The sequence below is a fragment of the Serratia sp. AKBS12 genome (genome assembly GCF_024793895.1).
Lineage (GTDB): Bacteria > Pseudomonadota > Gammaproteobacteria > Enterobacterales > Enterobacteriaceae > Serratia_F.
Genome location: NZ_JANUSB010000016.1, coordinates 212,385 through 230,232 on the forward strand (window position 1 = coordinate 212,385; position 17,848 = coordinate 230,232).

At 56.8% G+C, this 17,848-nt stretch carries 21 protein-coding genes; 9 read left to right on the forward strand and 12 right to left on the reverse strand.

Annotated features, from left to right (window positions below):
- Positions 1-219 precede the first annotated feature (219 nt).
- Complete coding sequence (locus tag NYE85_RS20330) at positions 220-735, forward strand: DUF523 domain-containing protein (protein ID WP_259006555.1); 516 nt, start codon at positions 220-222, stop codon at positions 733-735.
- Here the strand turns inward: NYE85_RS20330 and NYE85_RS20335 are convergent.
- Positions 717-1,136, reverse strand: coding sequence for an NUDIX hydrolase (locus NYE85_RS20335; RefSeq protein ID WP_259006556.1), 420 nt, complete (start codon positions 1,134-1,136; stop codon positions 717-719). The two genes, NYE85_RS20330 and NYE85_RS20335, sit on opposite strands and share 19 nt — an antisense overlap.
- A 146-nt stretch (positions 1,137-1,282) precedes the next feature.
- Here NYE85_RS20335 and sseA point away from each other — a divergent pair, with 146 nt between their 5' ends.
- Positions 1,283-2,128, forward strand: coding sequence for a 3-mercaptopyruvate sulfurtransferase (gene sseA, locus NYE85_RS20340; RefSeq protein WP_259006557.1), 846 nt, complete (start codon positions 1,283-1,285; stop codon positions 2,126-2,128).
- Here sseA and NYE85_RS20345 read toward each other — a convergent pair.
- Positions 2,125-2,994, reverse strand: a complete 870-nt coding sequence (locus tag NYE85_RS20345; protein ID WP_259006558.1) for a LysR substrate-binding domain-containing protein — start codon at positions 2,992-2,994, stop codon at positions 2,125-2,127. The genes sseA and NYE85_RS20345 overlap by 4 nt on opposite strands.
- A 105-nt stretch (positions 2,995-3,099) precedes the next feature.
- Here NYE85_RS20345 and NYE85_RS20350 point away from each other — a divergent pair, with 105 nt between their 5' ends.
- Complete coding sequence (locus NYE85_RS20350) at positions 3,100-3,663, forward strand: DUF4865 family protein (RefSeq protein WP_259006559.1); 564 nt, start codon at positions 3,100-3,102, stop codon at positions 3,661-3,663.
- Positions 3,664-3,974: 311 nt separating this feature from the next.
- Here the strand turns inward: NYE85_RS20350 and NYE85_RS20355 are convergent, their stop codons facing one another.
- From NYE85_RS20355 to NYE85_RS20380, 6 genes are all read right to left on the reverse strand, one after another.
- Complete coding sequence (locus tag NYE85_RS20355; protein WP_004965561.1) at positions 3,975-4,439, reverse strand: DUF1456 family protein; 465 nt, start codon at positions 4,437-4,439, stop codon at positions 3,975-3,977.
- Positions 4,440-4,546: 107 nt separating this feature from the next.
- Positions 4,547-5,443, reverse strand: a complete 897-nt coding sequence (phnE, locus tag NYE85_RS20360) for a phosphonate ABC transporter, permease protein PhnE (protein ID WP_405050701.1) — start codon at positions 5,441-5,443, stop codon at positions 4,547-4,549.
- A complete protein-coding gene (gene phnE / locus NYE85_RS20365; protein ID WP_259006561.1) occupies positions 5,443-6,306 on the reverse strand; it encodes a phosphonate ABC transporter, permease protein PhnE in 864 nt (287 codons plus the stop codon). Before phnE (NYE85_RS20365) ends, phnE (NYE85_RS20360) begins: the two co-directional genes overlap by 1 nt.
- Positions 6,307-6,408: 102 nt before the next feature.
- Positions 6,409-7,341 carry a phosphonate ABC transporter substrate-binding protein gene (phnD, locus tag NYE85_RS20370; RefSeq protein WP_259006562.1) on the reverse strand — a complete coding sequence of 311 codons (933 nt, stop codon included), beginning with the start codon at positions 7,339-7,341 and terminating at the stop codon, positions 6,409-6,411.
- 17 nt (positions 7,342-7,358) lie between these two features.
- Entirely contained in the window at positions 7,359-8,192 is an 834-nt protein-coding gene (gene phnC / locus NYE85_RS20375; protein WP_259006563.1) for a phosphonate ABC transporter ATP-binding protein, read from the reverse strand.
- Positions 8,193-8,348: 156 nt separating this feature from the next.
- Positions 8,349-9,374, reverse strand: a complete 1,026-nt coding sequence (locus NYE85_RS20380; protein WP_259006564.1) for a zinc-binding alcohol dehydrogenase family protein — start codon at positions 9,372-9,374, stop codon at positions 8,349-8,351.
- Positions 9,375-9,514: 140 nt separating this feature from the next.
- On the opposite strand from NYE85_RS20380, the gene NYE85_RS20385 reads away from it, so the two are divergent.
- Both NYE85_RS20385 and NYE85_RS20390 read left to right on the forward strand, forming a co-directional pair.
- Positions 9,515-10,420 carry a GntR family transcriptional regulator gene (locus NYE85_RS20385; RefSeq protein ID WP_259006565.1) on the forward strand — a complete coding sequence of 302 codons (906 nt, stop codon included), beginning with the start codon at positions 9,515-9,517 and terminating at the stop codon, positions 10,418-10,420.
- Between the two features lie 159 nt (positions 10,421-10,579).
- The gene (locus tag NYE85_RS20390) at positions 10,580-11,938 is read left to right on the forward strand and encodes an MFS transporter (RefSeq protein WP_405050694.1); all 1,359 of its coding nucleotides are present in this window, start codon (positions 10,580-10,582) and stop codon (positions 11,936-11,938) included.
- A 79-nt stretch (positions 11,939-12,017) separates the two neighbouring features.
- On the opposite strand, the gene NYE85_RS20395 is transcribed toward NYE85_RS20390, so the two are convergent.
- Complete coding sequence (locus tag NYE85_RS20395; protein WP_259006566.1) at positions 12,018-12,938, reverse strand: LysR family transcriptional regulator; 921 nt, start codon at positions 12,936-12,938, stop codon at positions 12,018-12,020.
- A 122-nt stretch (positions 12,939-13,060) separates the two neighbouring features.
- Here NYE85_RS20395 and NYE85_RS20400 point away from each other — a divergent pair, with 122 nt between their 5' ends.
- Positions 13,061-13,810: an SDR family NAD(P)-dependent oxidoreductase gene (locus tag NYE85_RS20400; protein ID WP_259006567.1), complete on the forward strand. Its 750-nt coding sequence runs from the start codon at positions 13,061-13,063 to the stop codon at positions 13,808-13,810.
- Between the two features lie 34 nt (positions 13,811-13,844).
- Here the strand turns inward: NYE85_RS20400 and NYE85_RS20405 are convergent, their stop codons facing one another.
- Both NYE85_RS20405 and NYE85_RS20410 read right to left on the reverse strand, forming a co-directional pair.
- Positions 13,845-14,372 (reverse strand): cysteine hydrolase family protein, encoded by a 528-nt coding sequence (locus tag NYE85_RS20405; protein WP_259006568.1) that lies wholly within the window; start codon positions 14,370-14,372, stop codon positions 13,845-13,847.
- Positions 14,373-14,399: 27 nt separating this feature from the next.
- Entirely contained in the window at positions 14,400-15,503 is a 1,104-nt protein-coding gene (locus NYE85_RS20410) for a suppressor of fused domain protein (protein WP_259006569.1), read from the reverse strand.
- A gap of 317 nt (positions 15,504-15,820) precedes the next feature.
- Between NYE85_RS20410 and NYE85_RS20415 the strand changes: the two genes are divergently transcribed.
- Entirely contained in the window at positions 15,821-16,261 is a 441-nt protein-coding gene (locus NYE85_RS20415; protein WP_259006570.1) for a GNAT family N-acetyltransferase, read from the forward strand.
- 38 nt (positions 16,262-16,299) lie between these two features.
- On the opposite strand, the gene NYE85_RS20420 is transcribed toward NYE85_RS20415, so the two are convergent.
- On the reverse strand, positions 16,300-16,944 hold the full coding sequence (locus NYE85_RS20420) for a TetR/AcrR family transcriptional regulator (protein ID WP_259006571.1): 645 nt from the start codon (positions 16,942-16,944) through the stop codon (positions 16,300-16,302).
- Between the two features lie 173 nt (positions 16,945-17,117).
- Here NYE85_RS20420 and NYE85_RS20425 point away from each other — a divergent pair, with 173 nt between their 5' ends.
- Positions 17,118-17,375 (forward strand): YdgH/BhsA/McbA-like domain containing protein, encoded by a 258-nt coding sequence (locus NYE85_RS20425; protein WP_259006572.1) that lies wholly within the window; start codon positions 17,118-17,120, stop codon positions 17,373-17,375.
- Between the two features lie 202 nt (positions 17,376-17,577).
- Complete coding sequence (locus tag NYE85_RS20430; protein WP_259006573.1) at positions 17,578-17,835, forward strand: YdgH/BhsA/McbA-like domain containing protein; 258 nt, start codon at positions 17,578-17,580, stop codon at positions 17,833-17,835.
- Positions 17,836-17,848: the final 13 nt, after the last annotated feature.

The following is a 17,848-nucleotide window of genomic DNA, read 5'->3' on the forward strand; positions in this document are numbered from 1 at the left end:
CAGCAACAATTGACTTTTTGACGATACACTGCGCCACATCACGATAAAAAAAATCTGAAATAATGAATGAAAAATTTCATTTTACACCATCAACTTGGCCATCCTTGATGCGCTGATGCTGATGACAGATGTTTTGCCCGCGCGATTTTGCTAGCATAATGTCGCGCGTGCAGCGGCGATGCCCTGCACTTTCGCCCTCGCGATTAGGGACTCTTAACCATGTCGGCCAAAATCCTCATCAGCGCCTGCCTGGCAGGCTTTAAAGTACGTTATAACGGTTCTGACAAACCGCTGGTCGATGCCACGCTGGCTCGCTGGCAGCGGGAAGGCCGTCTGGTGGTGTGTTGTCCGGAACTGGCTGCCGGCTTTGCCACGCCGCGCCCGCCGGCGGAAATCAGCCCGGCGGCCGACGGCGACGCGGTGCTGGCACAGCGTGCGCAGGTGATTGAGGCCACTGGCAACGACGTCACGGCGCAATATTTGCTCGGCGCGCATCTGGCGCTGGAAACCGCCCGCCGACAAGGCTGTCGTTTCGCCTTGCTCACCGACGGCAGCCCGTCCTGCGGTAGCCAGCTGATTTATGACGGCGCCTTCGCCGGCCGCAGCAAGCCCGGCAACGGCGTCACCAGCGCATTGTTGCGTCAACACGGTATTGAAGTGTTCTCGCACCGCCAGATAACGGCGCTGATCGAACGCGTCGAACAGCAACAACAGGCTCAGCGCCGGGCGAGGTAACTCGACAGTCGCTGGCGCAGGTGGGGGATCCCTTGCGGGTGGTGCACGAATTGCTCAACCGCCATCATCTGCCAATATTGGCCTTCCTCGCCAAATTGCACCGCGGCGATTTGCCGTGCAGTGATAATGCCGACCATAAACCAGGTCGCGGGACTGCCGGCTTGAATACCGTGATAACGGCGCTGCCACAGCACATGCTGCGGCGGCAATAGCAGCCCGAACTCTTCCTGTGTTTCTCGCTGCACACACTCCAACGGCGTTTCGTTGCCTTCGCGTCCACCGCCGGGAAGGTCCCACAGGCCGGGCCACGGGATGTCCGAGCGCTCATCACGTAAATAAACCAATACCCGATCCTGATGCAGCAAGGCAATTTTTGCCCCACCGAAACTCTGCGCTTGCATGCCTGCTCCCCTGACGACCCGCGCCGCCGATGATACCCAACCGGTAGAAGTAAACCTCGCTGGCACCTCAAGCCATACAGCCCTAATGCAAGCCGAATAATTTAGGGTATAGTAAAAAACGGTTTTTCTACAGGCGAACAGGATCGATGAACTCTCCCTTTTTAGTGACTCCTCAATGGCTTGAACAACACCTTGACGACGGCGATCTGGTGGTGGTCGACGTACGCATGTCGCCCGTCGGGCTGGTGCCGAAAAAAGACATGCAGGCAGAATTTGCCGCCGGCCACATCCCGGGCGCGGTGTATTTCGACATCGACGCGGTCGCAGACACCACCACCGCGTTGCCGCATATGTTGCCTGACGCCGAGACCTTTGGCGCCGCCGCTGGTCAATTGGGCATCAGCGAAAACAGCACCATTGTGTTTTACGACCAGGGCAACCAGTTTTCCGCGCCACGCGGCTGGTGGACCTTCCGCACCTTCGGCGCGCAACAGGTTTATGTACTGGACGAGGGGCTGGACGGCTGGAAAGCGCGCGGCAACGCCTTGGCTACCGGTGATGGCACCCGCGCGTCGACCCGGTTCAATGCCCGTTTCAACGCCGATGCGCTGGTGAACCTGCGACAGGTTGAACAGGCGCTGGGTGGGCCGACGCAAATTCTCGACGCTCGCGCCGCGCCGCGTTTTTATGGCGATGCGCCGGAACCACGCCCGGGCCTGCACCGTGGGCACATTCCCGGCAGCATCAATATTCCCTATCCGGAACTGCTGGAAAATGGCCGTTTCAAGTCGTTGGAGGCAATGAAACAACTGTTTAGCGATAAAGGGGTCGATCTCAACGGCCCGATCGTCACCAGCTGTGGCTCCGGGGTTACCGCTGCGGTGCTGGCGTTTGCTCTGCTTTCACTGCAAGCGCCGCAGGTACGGCTGTACGACGGTTCCTGGACCGAGTGGGGAGCGCTGGACGGCAGTCAGCCGATAGCAACCCGCTAAAGCGCCAGCCGTTCAACGACAATCTGCGCCAGACGCTGCACCGCGGCGTCTGGCCGATCCTCGGCGCGGTGCAGCACCACGCCCAATGGGTTGAGCGCCGGCAACTGCCCGTCAGGCAACGGCGCCACTCTTGCCGGCATGCCGACCTCGGTACGCACCGTGACTCCCAAGCCGGCGCTGACGGCTGCCCATATGCCGTTCAAACTGCGGCTGGTGAAGGCAATACGCCAGGGGATGCCAGCACGATCCAACGCCTGCGTCGCCGCACTGCGCATCAGGCAGGGGGCGTCAAACACCACCAGCGGCAACGGCTGGCCACTGGCTTGCCATGGCGCCATAGCAAACGCCGGCGGAGCTATCCAACGCATCATGCGTTGCCCCAGCGCCTGCTGAAAGGGGGTACTGACGCCGCCATCCCAGGCCAACGACAAATCAAGCTGCCCGTTGTTCACCCAGTCAAGCAATTCGGCGTTGCGGGCAATGCGTGCTTCAATGCGCACCCGTGGGTGCGCCCGGGCAAAACTGCCAAGCACCTGCGGCAAAAAGGTTTCGCCAAAATCCTCCTGTAGCCCGAGTCGTACCGTGCCGTGCAGATCCCAGCCACGCACCGCGCAGGCGGCCTCATCATTCAACTCCAGCAGCCGACGGGCATAGCCGAGCAGCATTTCTCCCGCTTCGGTCATCACCATGCCACGCCCGGATTTGCGCAGAATGGGCGCTCCCACCTGCTGCTCCAGTTTTTTCAGGTGCGCGCTGACGGCAGAGGTCGAACGCCCCAGGCGTTGCGCCGCCCGGGCAAAACTGCCCAGCTCAATGCCAGTGACGAAGCTACGCAAGTCGTCGAGATCAAAGGTGATTCGCCCCATGCTGACCATCCTGATTTTATGGACTGTTAGTCAAAATAATGTCGATTTTAATAATAAACATCGCGTGTCAGGCTGAAGGTGTCAACGACTTTGCGGAGAATCATCATGCTTGCCATGCAATACAGCTTTACCCTGCCGGCCGACTACCCGATGGAAATCATTCGCCAACGCATCGCCACCGCCGGCCCGCAGCTCGACAACTGTCCACAGCTGATGGTTAAAGCCTATCTTTATGCGTTAAAAGGGGAGCACGGCGCGGAAAACCGCTACGCGCCGTTTTATCTGTGGAATAGCAGTCAGGGCATGAGCGAGTTTTTGCTCGGCCAGGGTTTTGTCGGCTTGACGCAGTCGTTCGGCTGGCCGCAGGTCGACCATTGGCTGCCCTGGTTGACACACTTCGATCGCGCGCAGTTGTCGCACGCGCGCTTTGCCAGTATTGAGCGGCGGCCAATTGCCCCCTTCAGCAATCTGTCGCGCTTGCGCAGCCGGCAACGCGCCGATCCTCTGGCATTGGCCAGCGTCACCGCGTTCGATCCCGCTGCCTGGCAACTGCTGCACATGCGGCTGTGGCGAACGCTGCCGGCACGGTGCAGCCGTGCGGCCCAGTGGTATGCCGTCGGCCACGTCTCGGCCCCTTTTGACAACTCCGCGGCCCCCCATTCTCTCTAGCGCTCGGCAGGTTGTTCGGCGGTCAGAAAACAGGCGCCAGCGCTGTGCAGACGGCGAACAAAAAAGTGCAAAAAAAAAGCACCTCGAAAGAGGTGCTCAGACTGATGACAAACCTCATTCCTGCACTGAACGAATAGAGGTCAATAAATAAAAAATCAGGAAAATCAATTTATTGATTTTCGGCCGCTCACCACAAAGCAGGAAAAACCACGCTTTTTCCTGCTTTGTCAGCAACCTAAGCACCTCGAAAGAGGTGCTGGTGATTGCCGCGACCTTGTCCGTTAAAGCGGGGTCGCCAGGCCAGGTACGGATTATGCGCCGCGTACGCGCTGCGCCAGCCCTTTCAGGAAGTAGCGCAGCATCTGATCGCCACATGGGCGGTAGTTCTTGGTGCCCTGCTTGCGGAACAGCGCGCTCAGCTCCGGCTTGGAAATGCGGAAATCCACGGCGGTGAAGATCTGGAACAGATCGGTATCTTTCAGTTCGAACGCCACGCGCAGTTTCTTCAGCACCAGGTTATTGGTGATCGGCAGTTCAACCGGCGGTGCCGGGAATTTGTCATCCTTGCCGCGTTTAAAGAACACCAGGCCATTCAGGAAATGCGCCATCACCTCGTCGGGGCATTTTTCAAAGCCCGGCTCGCCTTCTTTGATGACATAAGCGCCCATCGCCGCGACATCAACGTCAAAACCGTCCAGTTTGACGATCTCAACCATTTTTGCGTCGTTAATGCTCAGCATGTAGCGCACACTGCGCAGGACGTCATTGTTAATCATGGAATTGCCTTTATAGCTGGTAAAGCGGGAAGACGCGCAGCGCGAAATGGAAAGACTGCCGCACGCCTTGAATATGTGCGGCAGTATAGGGATCGGTAAGGGGTTTCTCAATCGATTTGGCTTTTTTGCTGATACAACGGAATGTCTTCGCCAATAATGTATTTGTTGCGCAGTACTGAAGAAACCTTGTCCATGGTCATCACCACCGCCACCAGCAGCAGCGTGATAAACATCACCACGTCCCAGTTCCACAACCGCATGTTTTCGGCATACACCAGACCAATACCGCCAGCACCGACAAAGCCGAGCACGGCCGCAGAACGGGTATTGGATTCAATCTGATACAGGCTGAGCGCCAGAAAGGTGGGAAACGACTGGGTAAAGATGCCGTAGCGATGTTTCTGCAAACCGTTGGCGCCCACCGCCGTCAGGCCACGCCCCGGTGACTTGTCCACCGCTTCATGCCCTTCGGCATACAGCTTGCCCAGCAAGCCGACATCCTGCACCACAATCGCCAGCACCCCGGCCAGTGGCCCCATGCCGACGGCGCGCACGAAAATCAGCCCCCAGATCGCCATATCGATGCCGCGTAGCAGATCCAGCAAGCGGCGCACCAGCGCGGCGATCGGCCGCAACAGCGGGGTAGACATCACGTTGCGTGCCGCCAGGAACGACAGCGGCAATGCCAGCAGCGTCGCGGTCAGCGTGCCGGCAAACACGATGCCGATGGTGATGAAGATCTGCTGGAAATAATAGCCGAACGGCCAGTTGACAAAGTCACGCCAGACGAACATACGCATGAAATAGCGGCCGATTTGCTGGCAGCCATTCAGCAGCTGTGGCCAGGAAATGCCGAAATACAGAAAGAAGAACAGATAATATACGCCAATTGCCGCGGCAATCAGGCCCAGGGTACGCAGATAACGGCGTTGCTGCGAAAAAATGACCGTATGCTGCCGTTGCAGGGCTTGCAACCGTTCTGCGGAAACCGTTTGTCCGAGCATCATTTGCCCCCCTCCACCACGCGTTTGCGCAGATTGCCGGAGACGTAGTCCAGCAACGACACCACTACGATAATCAGCAACAGCGTCATGCTGACCTGATCGTAACGGTCCAGTTTGATATTGGTCATCAGTTCCTGACCGATGCCGCCCGCGCCCACCAGCCCCAGAATGGTAGACTGACGGAAGTTGATTTCCAGCCGCATGAAACTGTACGACAGAAACACCGGTTTGACCTGCGGCCACAGGCCAAAACGCATGCGTTGCAACGGCGTCGCGCCACAGGCAACCAGACCGCGCACCGGCTTGTTGGAACTGGTTTCCAATGCTTCGTAGAACAGCTTGGTCAGGCTACCGATGGTGTGCAACGCCAGCGCCATAAAGCCGGGTATCGCGCCGATGCCAAACGCCATCACAAACATCACCGCCCAGGCCAGCTCCGGCATGGTGCGCAAAAAGGCCACCAGCGTGCGAATGGCCATGCGTAGCGACGCCGGGCTATGGGTGTTGTTGGCAGCCAGAAATGCCAGCACGCCGGCAATCAGTACCGACAGCAGGGTTGCCGCCAGCGCCAGATTCAGGGTCTCCCACAGTAACGGCAGCTGGATATGCAGGCGGTAGCCCCAATAGGCCAACGAGCCTTCGGTATGGCCATCGGCGAACAGGCGATCCCAATGCAGGATCGGCAACGTTTCGGCAAGATAATCAAAGAAATTCGGTAGCGATACCCAGACGGTATGCAAATTGAACTCGGCCAGCCTGCCGGCGCCAAGATAAAGTACCGCCAGCGTCAGCGACCATATCAGCGTTTCACGCTTTTGCTTGCTGCGAACCCGCTGGTAGTAATGCGCAAAATCTGTATTCAAAATAACTCACCGTCAGAGACTGAACCGCGCGGTCCACCTTAACCTGTTGATGTCAAACGGGCGCGGCGTACCACGCCCCATGCCTGAACGTCCAGCGCTGGTTTAGCGTTCGCCTTTCGCCAACGCGCGCTTCAGGTCAATCACCGGCTGGTATTCCGCCAGCGTGGTTTCGCCGATATGCTGCTTGCCGCCCATCGCTTTGATAAAGCAGCCGTGATCTTCCTTATCCAGCTTTTTGATCGCTGCCACGACCTTGGCCTTGAAGTCGGCCGGCAACGCATTGCGCACCAGGATCGGGCCGTTCGGGATCAGCGGAGATTGCCAGATGATGCGGATCTTTTTCATCAGATCCGGTTGATCCATGCGAATCATGCGGGTGAACGCGCCGCTGGTATAGCCGGTGTTGTAATCGCCAATCAGCGATGTCCAGGTAACGGCACCTTCAAACTGGCCATTCAGCACGCCGAGAATGTCCTGCTCATGGCCGCCGGAAAAGGTGACGCTGGAGAAAAAGCCGTTATATTTATTGTCCGAGCTACCGCCGAACAGTTTTTTGAAGCTGTGATCCGGCATCAGGAAACCGGAGGTAGAATCCGGATCGGCAAAACCGAACGATTTGCCTTTCAGATCTTCCAGTTTCTTGTAAGGACTGTCGGCCTTGACGATCACTACCGAATGATAACCACGCGACCGATCGACATCGTCGACGGCAATGCCGACCAGATCGACCGCCTGCGGATCCTTGATATACACCGAGGCAAACGACGCCGGCGACATGCTGAGCACCAGGTCGATCTTGCCACCCAGCAGCCCCTGGATCACGCCGGAATAGTCGGACGAGTTGCGCAGTTTGGTATCAACGTTCAGTTCCTTGTCAAAGAACTGCTTCACACACTGGTTGTCGCCAATCTGCTGGGTGGCGTTCTGACCGCCGAGAATGCCTAAATTAAGCTCCTTGGGCGCGTCCGCTGCGCCAGCGTTAAATACCATCATCGCGCCGGCCATCATGGTGGTCAGACTGAATATTTTTTTCATTGCTGTAGCCTTTTAAATTAATGTATTTGATTAACGTCTTCGCCGTACAACTGGTGCAAAATCCGGTCATTCAGCTGTGATGGATGACCGTCAAAAACAATTTTTCCCTGCGCGATACCAATCACCCGCGTGCAGTATTCCTGCACCAGTTCAACCGAGTGCAGATTCACCATCACCGCAATGTCGTTTTCGCTGACTTTCTGCAAGGCGTCCATAATGCGGCGGGTGTTCTTCGGATCCAGTGAGGCGACCGGCTCGTCCGCCAGCAGGATCTTGGGGTTCTGCATCAATGCGCGACAAATCGCCACTCGCTGCATCTGCCCGCCGGACAGGTTCTCGGCCCGCTGCAGCGCATGCGGCAGCATATTGAGCCACTGCAACAGCTCGATGGCCCGCGCACGATCGACATCGTCGAATACTTTGAAAAAAGACTTGAGCGTAGAGGTGTGGCTGAGCCGCCCGAGCAACACGTTGGTAATCACGTCCAGACGCGGCACCAGGCAGAAATCCTGGAAGATCATGCCGCAACGGGCGCGCCATTGGCGCATCTGACGGGCGGAAAGTTGTGCTATATCCTGCGCCACGCCAGCCTCGTCAAAGTGCAGCATTTCACCGCAGCTGGAAGGAATGGTGCCGTTGAGCGTGTGCAGCAGAGTGGATTTGCCCGCGCCGGAGCGGCCAATCACCGCGACAAACTCGCCGGCGTGCAAATCGAAATTGATATCGTCCAATACCCGCTGCTGGGATTTATAGGCTTTACCCAGCCCTTTGACCGCAAGGACTTTGCGCAGCGGGATCGACTGGTGCCCTGGGAAATCGGTTGTTGCAAGTTTTAACTGTGCCTGAGCCATAAGCCATCTCTCATTGGTTAGGTTGGCTATTCGTTATCGGCACCTATTAAGGGATAAGTTTATGACATCTGGATGATGGTTTTATGGCCGGAAAATGACGACCGAACGACGGGCACTGCGTGCTGCACCCGTCGCTGGCAAGCGGGGAGTAATTATTCAGCTGAAATGAATCACGCCTTTAATCAATGATTTATTATTGATCACCTCGCTTTCGTAACGTTGTGCCAGGGTATCGAAGTCAAAATGATGCGACAGCATCATGCCGGCGGTGATGCTGCCGGCCGCCATCAATCGGCCCACCTTGACGAAGTCTTCATGGGTGGCGTTGCGGCTACCCATCAAGGTGGTTTCCTTTTTATGAAACTCCGGATCGGAGAAGCTGAATTCACCTTTGAACAGCCCGACAAACACGATGCTACCACCATGGCGGATCAGGTTAACGGTGTTATTCATCGCCCGCTGATTGCCGGTGGCATCAATCACCTTCGCCGCCAGACTGCCGTCAAACAGCTCGCGCAGCGCCGCGTCGAATCCCGCCTGCGCCGGATCCAGCGTGGCGACGCCAAGCACCTGCTCAACATGCGCCCGCCGCTGTTCGCTGGTATCGGCCACCACCACCCGGGCGCCATCCGCCAGGGCAATCGCCGCCACGCCAAGGCCAATCGGCCCGGCACCTACCACCAGCAGATGATCGCCGGCAACGATGGCTGCCCGTCGCACCGCATGGGCGGCAATGGCAAACGGTTCGATCAGCGCTGCGGCCTCCGGCGCGATATCCCCCACCGGCAATAAATTGCTGGCCGGTACGCTGAGATACTGGCAGAAACCGCCGTCCTGATGCACGCCGATCACCGAAATGTTTTCACAACAGTTGCTGCGCCCGCTGTGGCAGGCCCCGCACTGGCCACAGGACAGATACGGGATCACCGCCATGCGCTGTCCAACGCGCAAGCCGCTAACCTGGCTCCCCACGCTAACGATATCTCCGCATATTTCATGACCCAAAACCCGTGGATAGCTGAAATAAGGCTGATTACCCGACCAGGCATGAATATCCGTGCCGCAGATACCCACGGTAATCATTTTAATCACCGCCTCATTCGCCGCCGGCGTCGGTATCGGCCGCTGTTGATAAACCAATTGTGTGGGTTGCTGGCAAATCAATGTATTCATTGTGGTCATTATCGTTCCTCCAGTTATCTGGAGTTGGTTATTAAATAAAAATAACCGGCTGACGTTTTAATTATGGTGATTTGTGATTCAGCGCCAAATAAACCGTTTTAAATTGGTTTTAAATTCATAAAAAACAGCTGAGGTACGCCATGAGCCGAACCCAAAATCTGCGGCAAAATGTGATTAACCAGATGATCGATGGCCTGATTCACGGACATATCCGCTCGCCGCTGCCCTCCCAGGCGGCGCTGGCCGAAATGTACAACATCAGCCGCACCACGGTACGTCATGCCCTGGACCATTTTCAGCGCTGCGGGGTGTTGGAAAAGGTGCAGGATAATTATGCGATCCTGCGTATGCCGCAGGAGGAAGACGGCTTCGACTGTATGGCACAAACTCCGGAGGCGCAAAGCACGCTGTTTGAAAAGGCGTTTTACCAGATGATTAACCAAAAACAGCTGCGCGCCGGCGACAGCTTCAGCGAACTGCAACTAGCGCGGCTGGTCAACGTCAGCCCGGTAGTGGTGCGGGAATTTCTGCTGCGCTTTAGCCGCTACAATCTGCTCGACAACGTCAAACGCGGCCAGTGGCGCATGAAGCAGTTCGATCGGCACTATGCCGAGCAGCTGTTTGAACTGCGGCAGATGCTGGAAACCCACGCCCTGTCACGCTTTTTGAATTTGCCGGCGCATGATGAACGCTGGTTGCAGGCCAAAGAGCTATTGAGCCGCCACCGTGAACTGCGTGAAACCATCAGCAGCAATTACCGGCTGTTTTCGCAACTCGATCGGGATCTGCACGGACTGATCCTTTCTGCCGCCAACAACCCGTTCTTCAACCAGTCGCTGGAGATTATTTCGGTGATTTTCCACTTTCATTATCAATGGGATGAAACCGATCTCAAGCAGCGGAACATTATTGCCATCGAGGAGCATATGGCGATCCTCAGTGCGCTTATCTGCCGCAACGACCAGGAAGCTACCCGTGAACTGCACCATCATCTCGACACCGCCAAGCAATCGATGATTCGTTCGATTAACCAGTCCGTAGCCTGAATGCCGCCCTTTTATTTGCCATCGGCATATTTAAAGCCGATAAAAAACAGCAAAAGCCTATCCGGCGCACGGAATGCGCATTAATCACACCACCAAATCGCCGCGCCCTCTATACCGATTACTTGCAGTCACATACCAAATACACATCTGGAGAAAAAGATGGAAAAAGTGAGCCCTGCCAGCACCGGTGATAGACAAGAGGAAAATTACTCGGATACCATTATTCCTATGCCACCGGACGGTGCCATCATTCGTTCAGCCAGAATAAAAAAAATTCAGACTACCTCAATGATTTTATTATTCTTGGCGGCAATCATTAACTTTCTCGATCGCAGTTCACTGTCGGTTGCCAACTCGACGATTCGCGAAGAAATGGGGCTGAGCGGTACCGAAATCGGCCTGCTGCTTTCGGCGTTTTCATTGGCCTACGGCATTGCGCAACTGCCGTGCGGCCCGCTGCTGGATCGCAAGGGGCCGCGCATCATGCTCGGGCTGGGGATGTTTGTCTGGTCGCTGTTCCAGACTCTGTCCGGCATGATCCAGAGCTTTACCCAGTTTATCTGGGTGCGCATCGGTCTGGGCATTGGTGAAGCGCCCATGAACCCGTGCGGCGTAAAAGTGATTAACGACTGGTTCAACATTAAAGATCGCGGGATGCCAATGGGCATTTTCAACGCCGCCTCGACCATCGGCCTGGCCATCAGCCCGCCCATCCTCACAGCCATGATGATCGCATTTGGCTGGCGCGGCATGTTCATTACCATTGGCGTGCTTGGCATCGCGCTGTCGATCGGCTGGTACATGATTTATCGCAACCGCCAGGATCTCGACCTCAGCGCACAGGAGCAAACCTATCTGAATGCCGGCAGCGTCAGCGCGCGTCGCGAACCGATGAACCTGAAGGAATGGCGTGCATTGTTCAAGAATCGCACCATGTGGGGCATGATGATCGGCTTTAGCGGCATCAACTACACCGCCTGGCTGTATCTGGCCTGGTTGCCCGGCTATCTGCAAACTACCTACCATCTGGATTTGAAAAGCACCGGGATGCTGTCAGCCATTCCGTTCCTGTTCGGCGCCGCCGGCATGTTGTCCAACGGCTTCGTCACCGACTGGCTGGTCAAGCGCGGCATGGCGCCGCTCAAGAGCCGCAAGATCTGCATCGTTGCCGGCATGCTGCTTTCCGCCGCCTTCACCTCGGTAGTGGCGCAGGCCACCACCACCTACAGCGCGGTATTGTTGATCGGCATGGCGCTGTTCTGCATTCACTTTGCCGGTACCTCCTGCTGGGGATTGATCCACGTGGCGGTTACTTCGCGCATGACCGCCTCGGTGGGCAGCATCCAGAACTTCGCCAGCTTTATCTTCGCCTCGTTTGCGCCGGTGATCACCGGCTGGATCCTTGATACCACCAACTCGTTTAGCCTGGCGCTGACGCTGTGTTCCTGCTTTACCCTGATTGGCGCCCTGTCGTATATCTTCGTGGTCAAACAGCCGATTACCGATAGCCCGGCCTAAGCTGCAATATCACTGCCATTCCTGTTGCCAATGTGGCAGGAATGGCGCTCCCTGACATGTCGCCGACGCGCTTGTCGCCTCAGGGCGTGAGGTGCAGTATCTCTTGCTGATACTCCGCCGCGTGCCGCACCGCAAGCTGGATGAAGTCCTCGATCAATGGCGATGCCTGACGGTAGGCCAGAGCCAGCGAATACGCCACCGGCGTGCCGATACCGCTGAGTTCGCGGAATACCACACCGGGCGGTTGCAACGCCGCAAACAGCGACGGCATCAGCGCAACGCCTTCCCCACCGGCCACCAGCCCACCAATGGTTTGCATTTGCCGCGCCTGCTGCACTACTCGCGGGGTAAAACCGGCCATTGCGCATGCCTGTAGAATCGCCGCGTGCATCCCCGGCCCATAATGCGCCGGGAACAATACCCAGGGCTCATCGGCCACGTCCGATAAACCGACCTGTGCGGCGTTTGCCAGCGGATGGTGTTCCGGCAGCGCCAGCACCATGCGCTCCAACAGCAGCGGCGTTAACTGTATGCCCGCTTGCGGCGCAATCGGCAGCACCACCAGACCGACATCGGCGCGATCGTCGCGCAAGGCAATCAGCTGTTCCGCCGTGGCGGCTTCCTGCAGTTGAAAATCAATCTGCGGATAGCGTTGGCGAAACTGGCGCAACAGTCCCGGCAGCAGCGCATTGACCGTGCTGTCGACAAAGGTCAGTCGCAGCGACGCCGTCTGCCCCTGCGCGGCACGCCGGGTATGCAACAGCGTACGCTCGAACTGCGCCAGCGTGCGCCGCGCTTCGAGCAAAAATACCTGCCCGGCGTCGGTAATGCGCGTAATGCGGTTGCCGCGTTCCAGCAGCGTAACCCCCAGTTCCTGCTCGATTTTACGAATTGCCGCCGTCAGCGGCGGCTGCGCCATATGCAAGCGTTGCGCGGCGCGGTGAAAGCTCATCTCTTCAGCCACGGCAATAAACTGCCGTAATTGGCGTAGTTCAATCACGCGATACCTTTTTCATATCATCGAATCATAAAAACAGTATTGGCGGTATCGATGGTAAATACCAATACTTTCCGTCGACATCACCGGCGCAGACGCGCCACAGACAGTTGGAGGAATATCACATGACACAACCTACGGTCGTGATTAGCGGTGGCTCAAGCGGCATTGGGCTGGCCACCGCACAACGAATGGCAATGCAGGGGTATCGTGTCGCCATCGTGGCGCGCTGCCTGCAACGTTTGCAGGCGGCGGCGCAACGGATCGGCAACGGCACGCTGCACTTTTCGGCGGATCTCAGCCAACGCGCCGAGATAGAAGCGTTGATGCCGCGTCTGATACAGGCTTTGGGCACGGTAGATGTGCTGATCAACAACGCCGGATTTACCCGTGTCATCAGCGTCGACACGCCATTGGCGCAGGCCGAGCAGCAGTGGAATGCGGTGATTGACGGTAACCTGAAGAGCACCTTTCTGTTTACCCAGGCCATGCTGCCGCACCTGCGCAAGCCGGGCGGACGCATCGTCAATATCAGTTCGATCGCTGCGCAATGCGGCAGCGGCAACCCCGGCGCGCTGGGCTATTCCGCCGCCAAGGCCGGCGTGGTTGGCCTGACCGTCAGTCTGGCGCGTGAACTGGGGCCGCAAGGCATTACCGTTAACGCCATTGCGCCTGGCTACATCGCCGATACGCGGTTTTTTGGCACCGGTCTGCCAGCCGCCACCATTGACGCCATTACCGCCGACACGCCGCTGGCACGTACCGGCCAGGTGGAGGACGTCGCCGAAGCGGCACTTTGGCTGGCGTCGCCGGCGGCGGCGTTCATTACCGGTACGCTGTTACCGATTAACGGCGGGGCCCGCGTCGGCAGTTAACCGACGGGGAGCGCCCACCAGGCGTTCGGAAGGATCAGAAGCGGATAGCTGCGCTGGCAACCGCGCGGATCGGCACGCCGAAACTTTCCATGCTCGACAGCGCGGCATTATGGTGCTGACGTATCCACTCACCGCTGGCGTGCGCCTTGTCATGGCTGGTGTGAGCATCAGCTGCCAGCACCACCGGATAACCGAGCCCGGCAGCACGGCGGGTGGTGCTGTCAACGCAATATTCGGACGAATAACCGCAAATCACCAGCTGCGTAACGCCGTGCTGTTGCAACAGCGCTTGCAGATTGGTGCGCAAAAAAGAATCCGGCGTGGTTTTTTCTACCCGCAAATCCCCCGCAACCTGCCGTAAACGCGAATCAACCTGCCAGGCATCGCTGCCGTGGGGCAGTTCATCATCGGCAGTCTGATGCTGGATGAAAATCACCGGCACCTGCGCCTGACGCGCGGCGGCGCTCAGCATATTGATCCGATCAATCACCGCATCGGCATCGGCCGGCGGCGGCGTAAACAGGCCTTTTTGCACATCAATAATCAACAGCGCTGCGGTCATTGCAGGTCTCCATCAATGAGTTTCACGTCAGCATAGCGGCTGACGTGGGCGAAAGATATGGTCAACCCCCTGCTCGCACAGGCTAGCCACCAGTTCATGCCCGCCGTTCGGCGTCGCCTGGGCCTGGGTACGTTCGTTTTCAAACACCGGGCTGGCCCAGTAAAGATTGACCGGATCGCCGTACTGGGTCGGCAACGTCAAATGCTGCTGATAAGGGTAGAACAGCGAAGACAGCACATAGCCTTCATAGCCCTGCGGCGCCACTTCCGACGCCAGAGTGTGCCCTTCCCCCATCCAGGTTACCTGCGCCCAGGGCACGTGGGCAAAGCCCGCCAGCGCGCTGGCCATCTGCACCGCGTTGTCTTCGGTCATGTACTGGCCGTCGATGGCGATAGCCAGCTCCATGCGCCGGTATTGCGCGGCATCGTCATTGAACAGGATCTCGACCCACGGCATCGGTCGAATGCTGACCCCCATGGTCAGAAAATAGTATATACCGTCGCGTTCATGTTGGCTGATGGCCATCGGCGGCCACTTACCCTGATCGATCGCGTAGTATTTAACCGACGGACCAAAATGCTGTTCATACTGCGCCAGATAGTCACGCTGCATTTTCGGCCACGGGTTGCCTTCCTCGCGCTGCCAACTGCGCCAAAACTGTCGGGTATTTTCCGCCAGCGCATATTGCGTATTGGTTGATGCAGAACCCAGTGGATAAGCCAGCGGGCTTTCCTTGATGCAGCTGGCGGAATAACACACCGAATGATCGATATACAGGCTCCAACCGGGGATCACCGACAGCAGCTGGCCGTAATACCACAACGCGGCGCCGTCATCGCTTTCATTCCAAATCACCTGTAACCCTTCCGGGTTCAGCGGCGCTTCTCCCTCCAGATTGCGGCAAAATTCCGCAGCCAGCATCGGCGGCTGGCCCAGTTCCAGCGCGGCGCGATCTTCCTGCTGCGGCGCGGCCGCCAGGTTACGCAGCCAGCAGGCGCGCACCTGAAAACGTTCGCTGAACGCCTCTGCGGGATAAATATAAAAATAGGCTGCCCGGTGATCTTGCTGAACCACCGCCACCAGCGTTTGGTTTTCATTACTGACTTCAGCAAGTACATATGACTGGTTCATATCGCCTCAATAGGGTCACTGCGCAGACAAGAAAAATAATCCTGCGCGAAATAGAAATCTGCTTTTTGCCAGTGTAAAACGCATTCGCCAACCGGATCACGCGTAAAATTCTCAAAATTCCGCCAAGCGGCCGATTTTTTACCATTTTTCACCGCCAGGCCGCGCACTCTGGCCGCATAAGACAAGTTAGGCCGCCATGGCGCAGGCGAATGCCAGCCCGGTCAGGATTGCAGCGCGAAGTATAGGATGACGGAGCGTTTCCCGTGGTTCGGCTTTGTTATAGAGTAGCCGGTGGGCTAATGCAGGAGGTAGAAAAGATGGTTATCAGAGCCGGCACGCCCGACGATTACCCACGATTGGTTGCGGTCTGGCTGAGTTCTGTGCGTGCTACCCATCATTTTCTGACGGAAAGGCGCATTGCCGACCTGAGTCCGTTGATCGCCAACCACTATCTGCCCATGCTGACCGTTTGGGTCGCTCAAGATGACAGCGGTCAGATTGGCGGCTTCATCGGCATGAGCGCCAACAAAGTCGAGATGCTGTTCGTGGCCGCCGAACAGCGCGGCAACGGCATCGGCAAAACGCTGTTGGCATTTGTCGAGCAGCAATATGATGTGCTGTTGCTCGACGTCAATGAACAGAATCCACAGGCCAGAGCATTTTACCAGCATTACGGCTTTCGCGTTATCGGCCGCTCAGAGCGGGACGGACAGGGTGAGCCGTTCCCGCTGCTGCACATGAGACGTGAGGCGCCTTAGCCGTTCGGCGATGGCATGGAGGATGCCGGCGCTCGGCATCATACCTTGTTGCCAACCTGGCTCAGGCGTGGCCAAATCATCATCAGCGTCTCCACCAGGCGTAGCAAATCGTCGCGGCTGGCCCCTTCACGCGCCTGAACCGACATGCCTTCAATGGTGCACATAATGTACTTGGCCAGCAGCGCGGTGTCGGTTTTCGCCAATAGTTCCCCCTGCTGTACCTTGCGATCGAAGCAGGCCTTGAGGCTGGCTTCCTGCGTATGATGCTTGCGGCGCAGCATTTCGGCCACGTCGTCGGATGCCGGAGACAGTGCCGCGGAAGCACACACCATAAAGCAGCCCGACGGCGTTTGCGGATCGGTAAATACCTCCGCCGACGAACGTACGTAGGCTTCAACCACCTCGGCTACCGGTAACGCCTGTTCCAGCAAATGGTTGCTACAGGTGATGTACTTGCTGAGATAGCGTTCAACGGCGGCACGAAACAACCCCTCTTTGTTACCGAACTCGGCATATAGCGTCGGCGCTTTGGCGCCGGTGACCTCGACCAGATCGGCCAGGGAAGTTGATTCATAACCGTGGCGCCAAAACAGATCGAGCGCACGGTCCAGCGCCTGGTCGCGATCAAACTGTTTCGGTCTGCCGCGGGTTTTCTTCGCACATACCTCTTCTTTGATAGTCATAGACCCTCGCGTGTTGCGCCCCGAATCAGGGCTTTCCAATTAAATTAACGATCATTATAAAAAAATATTGCGCCGACGTCGAGAAGCGATTACCATTTAGTTATCGATCGTTATTTAAATGTAACGACAAAGACGAAATGACTCAATCTAATTCTCGGATAGGAAATAACTTTATGAAAAACTTAAAAATAGCATTAGCAGCAATGACCCTTGCCAGCCTCTCCTTCGGCAGTTTTGCCGCAGAACAGGTTAACAGTCAACCGGCAGAGCAACAGAAAATCGGCGTCGTCAGCAGCAGCGGAGCATCGGACATTACCTCCCTGCAAGCCAGTCTGGCAGAAAAAGCCGAGCAGCAAGGTGCTTCGTCTTACCGCATTATCGGTGCCGGTGGTAACAATCAGCTGCATGGCACGGCTGTTATCTATAAATAACAGTAAGTTAATTTAATTCCACCCGCAAGGAAACGCCGTTTTATCCTTCTCCGGGAAACGAAAAACCAGGAATTAATTAACGAACATTAAAAAATAGCTTGCAATTCGCCAAATCGGCATCTAACATTAAATTATCGATCGTTAATTAATTTAACGACCAGCAGAACAAACTTCATACCGAACATAAGATAGGAATATGATTATGAAAAACCTGAAAATGACCATCGCTGCTATTGCTCTTGCTTCTGTTTCATTTGGTAGCTTTGCCGCCGAACTGGTTAACAGCCAACCTGCCGATCTGCAAAAAGCCGGTGTGGTTACGGTAAGCGGCGCTTCTGACCTGACCAGCCTGGAAAACAGACTGGCGGCCAAAGCGGATGAAGCCGGTGCAAAATCATTCCAGATCATTTCAACTGCCGGTGACAACAAACTGCACGGCACTGCGATCATCTACAATTAATTGCTGAAATAGC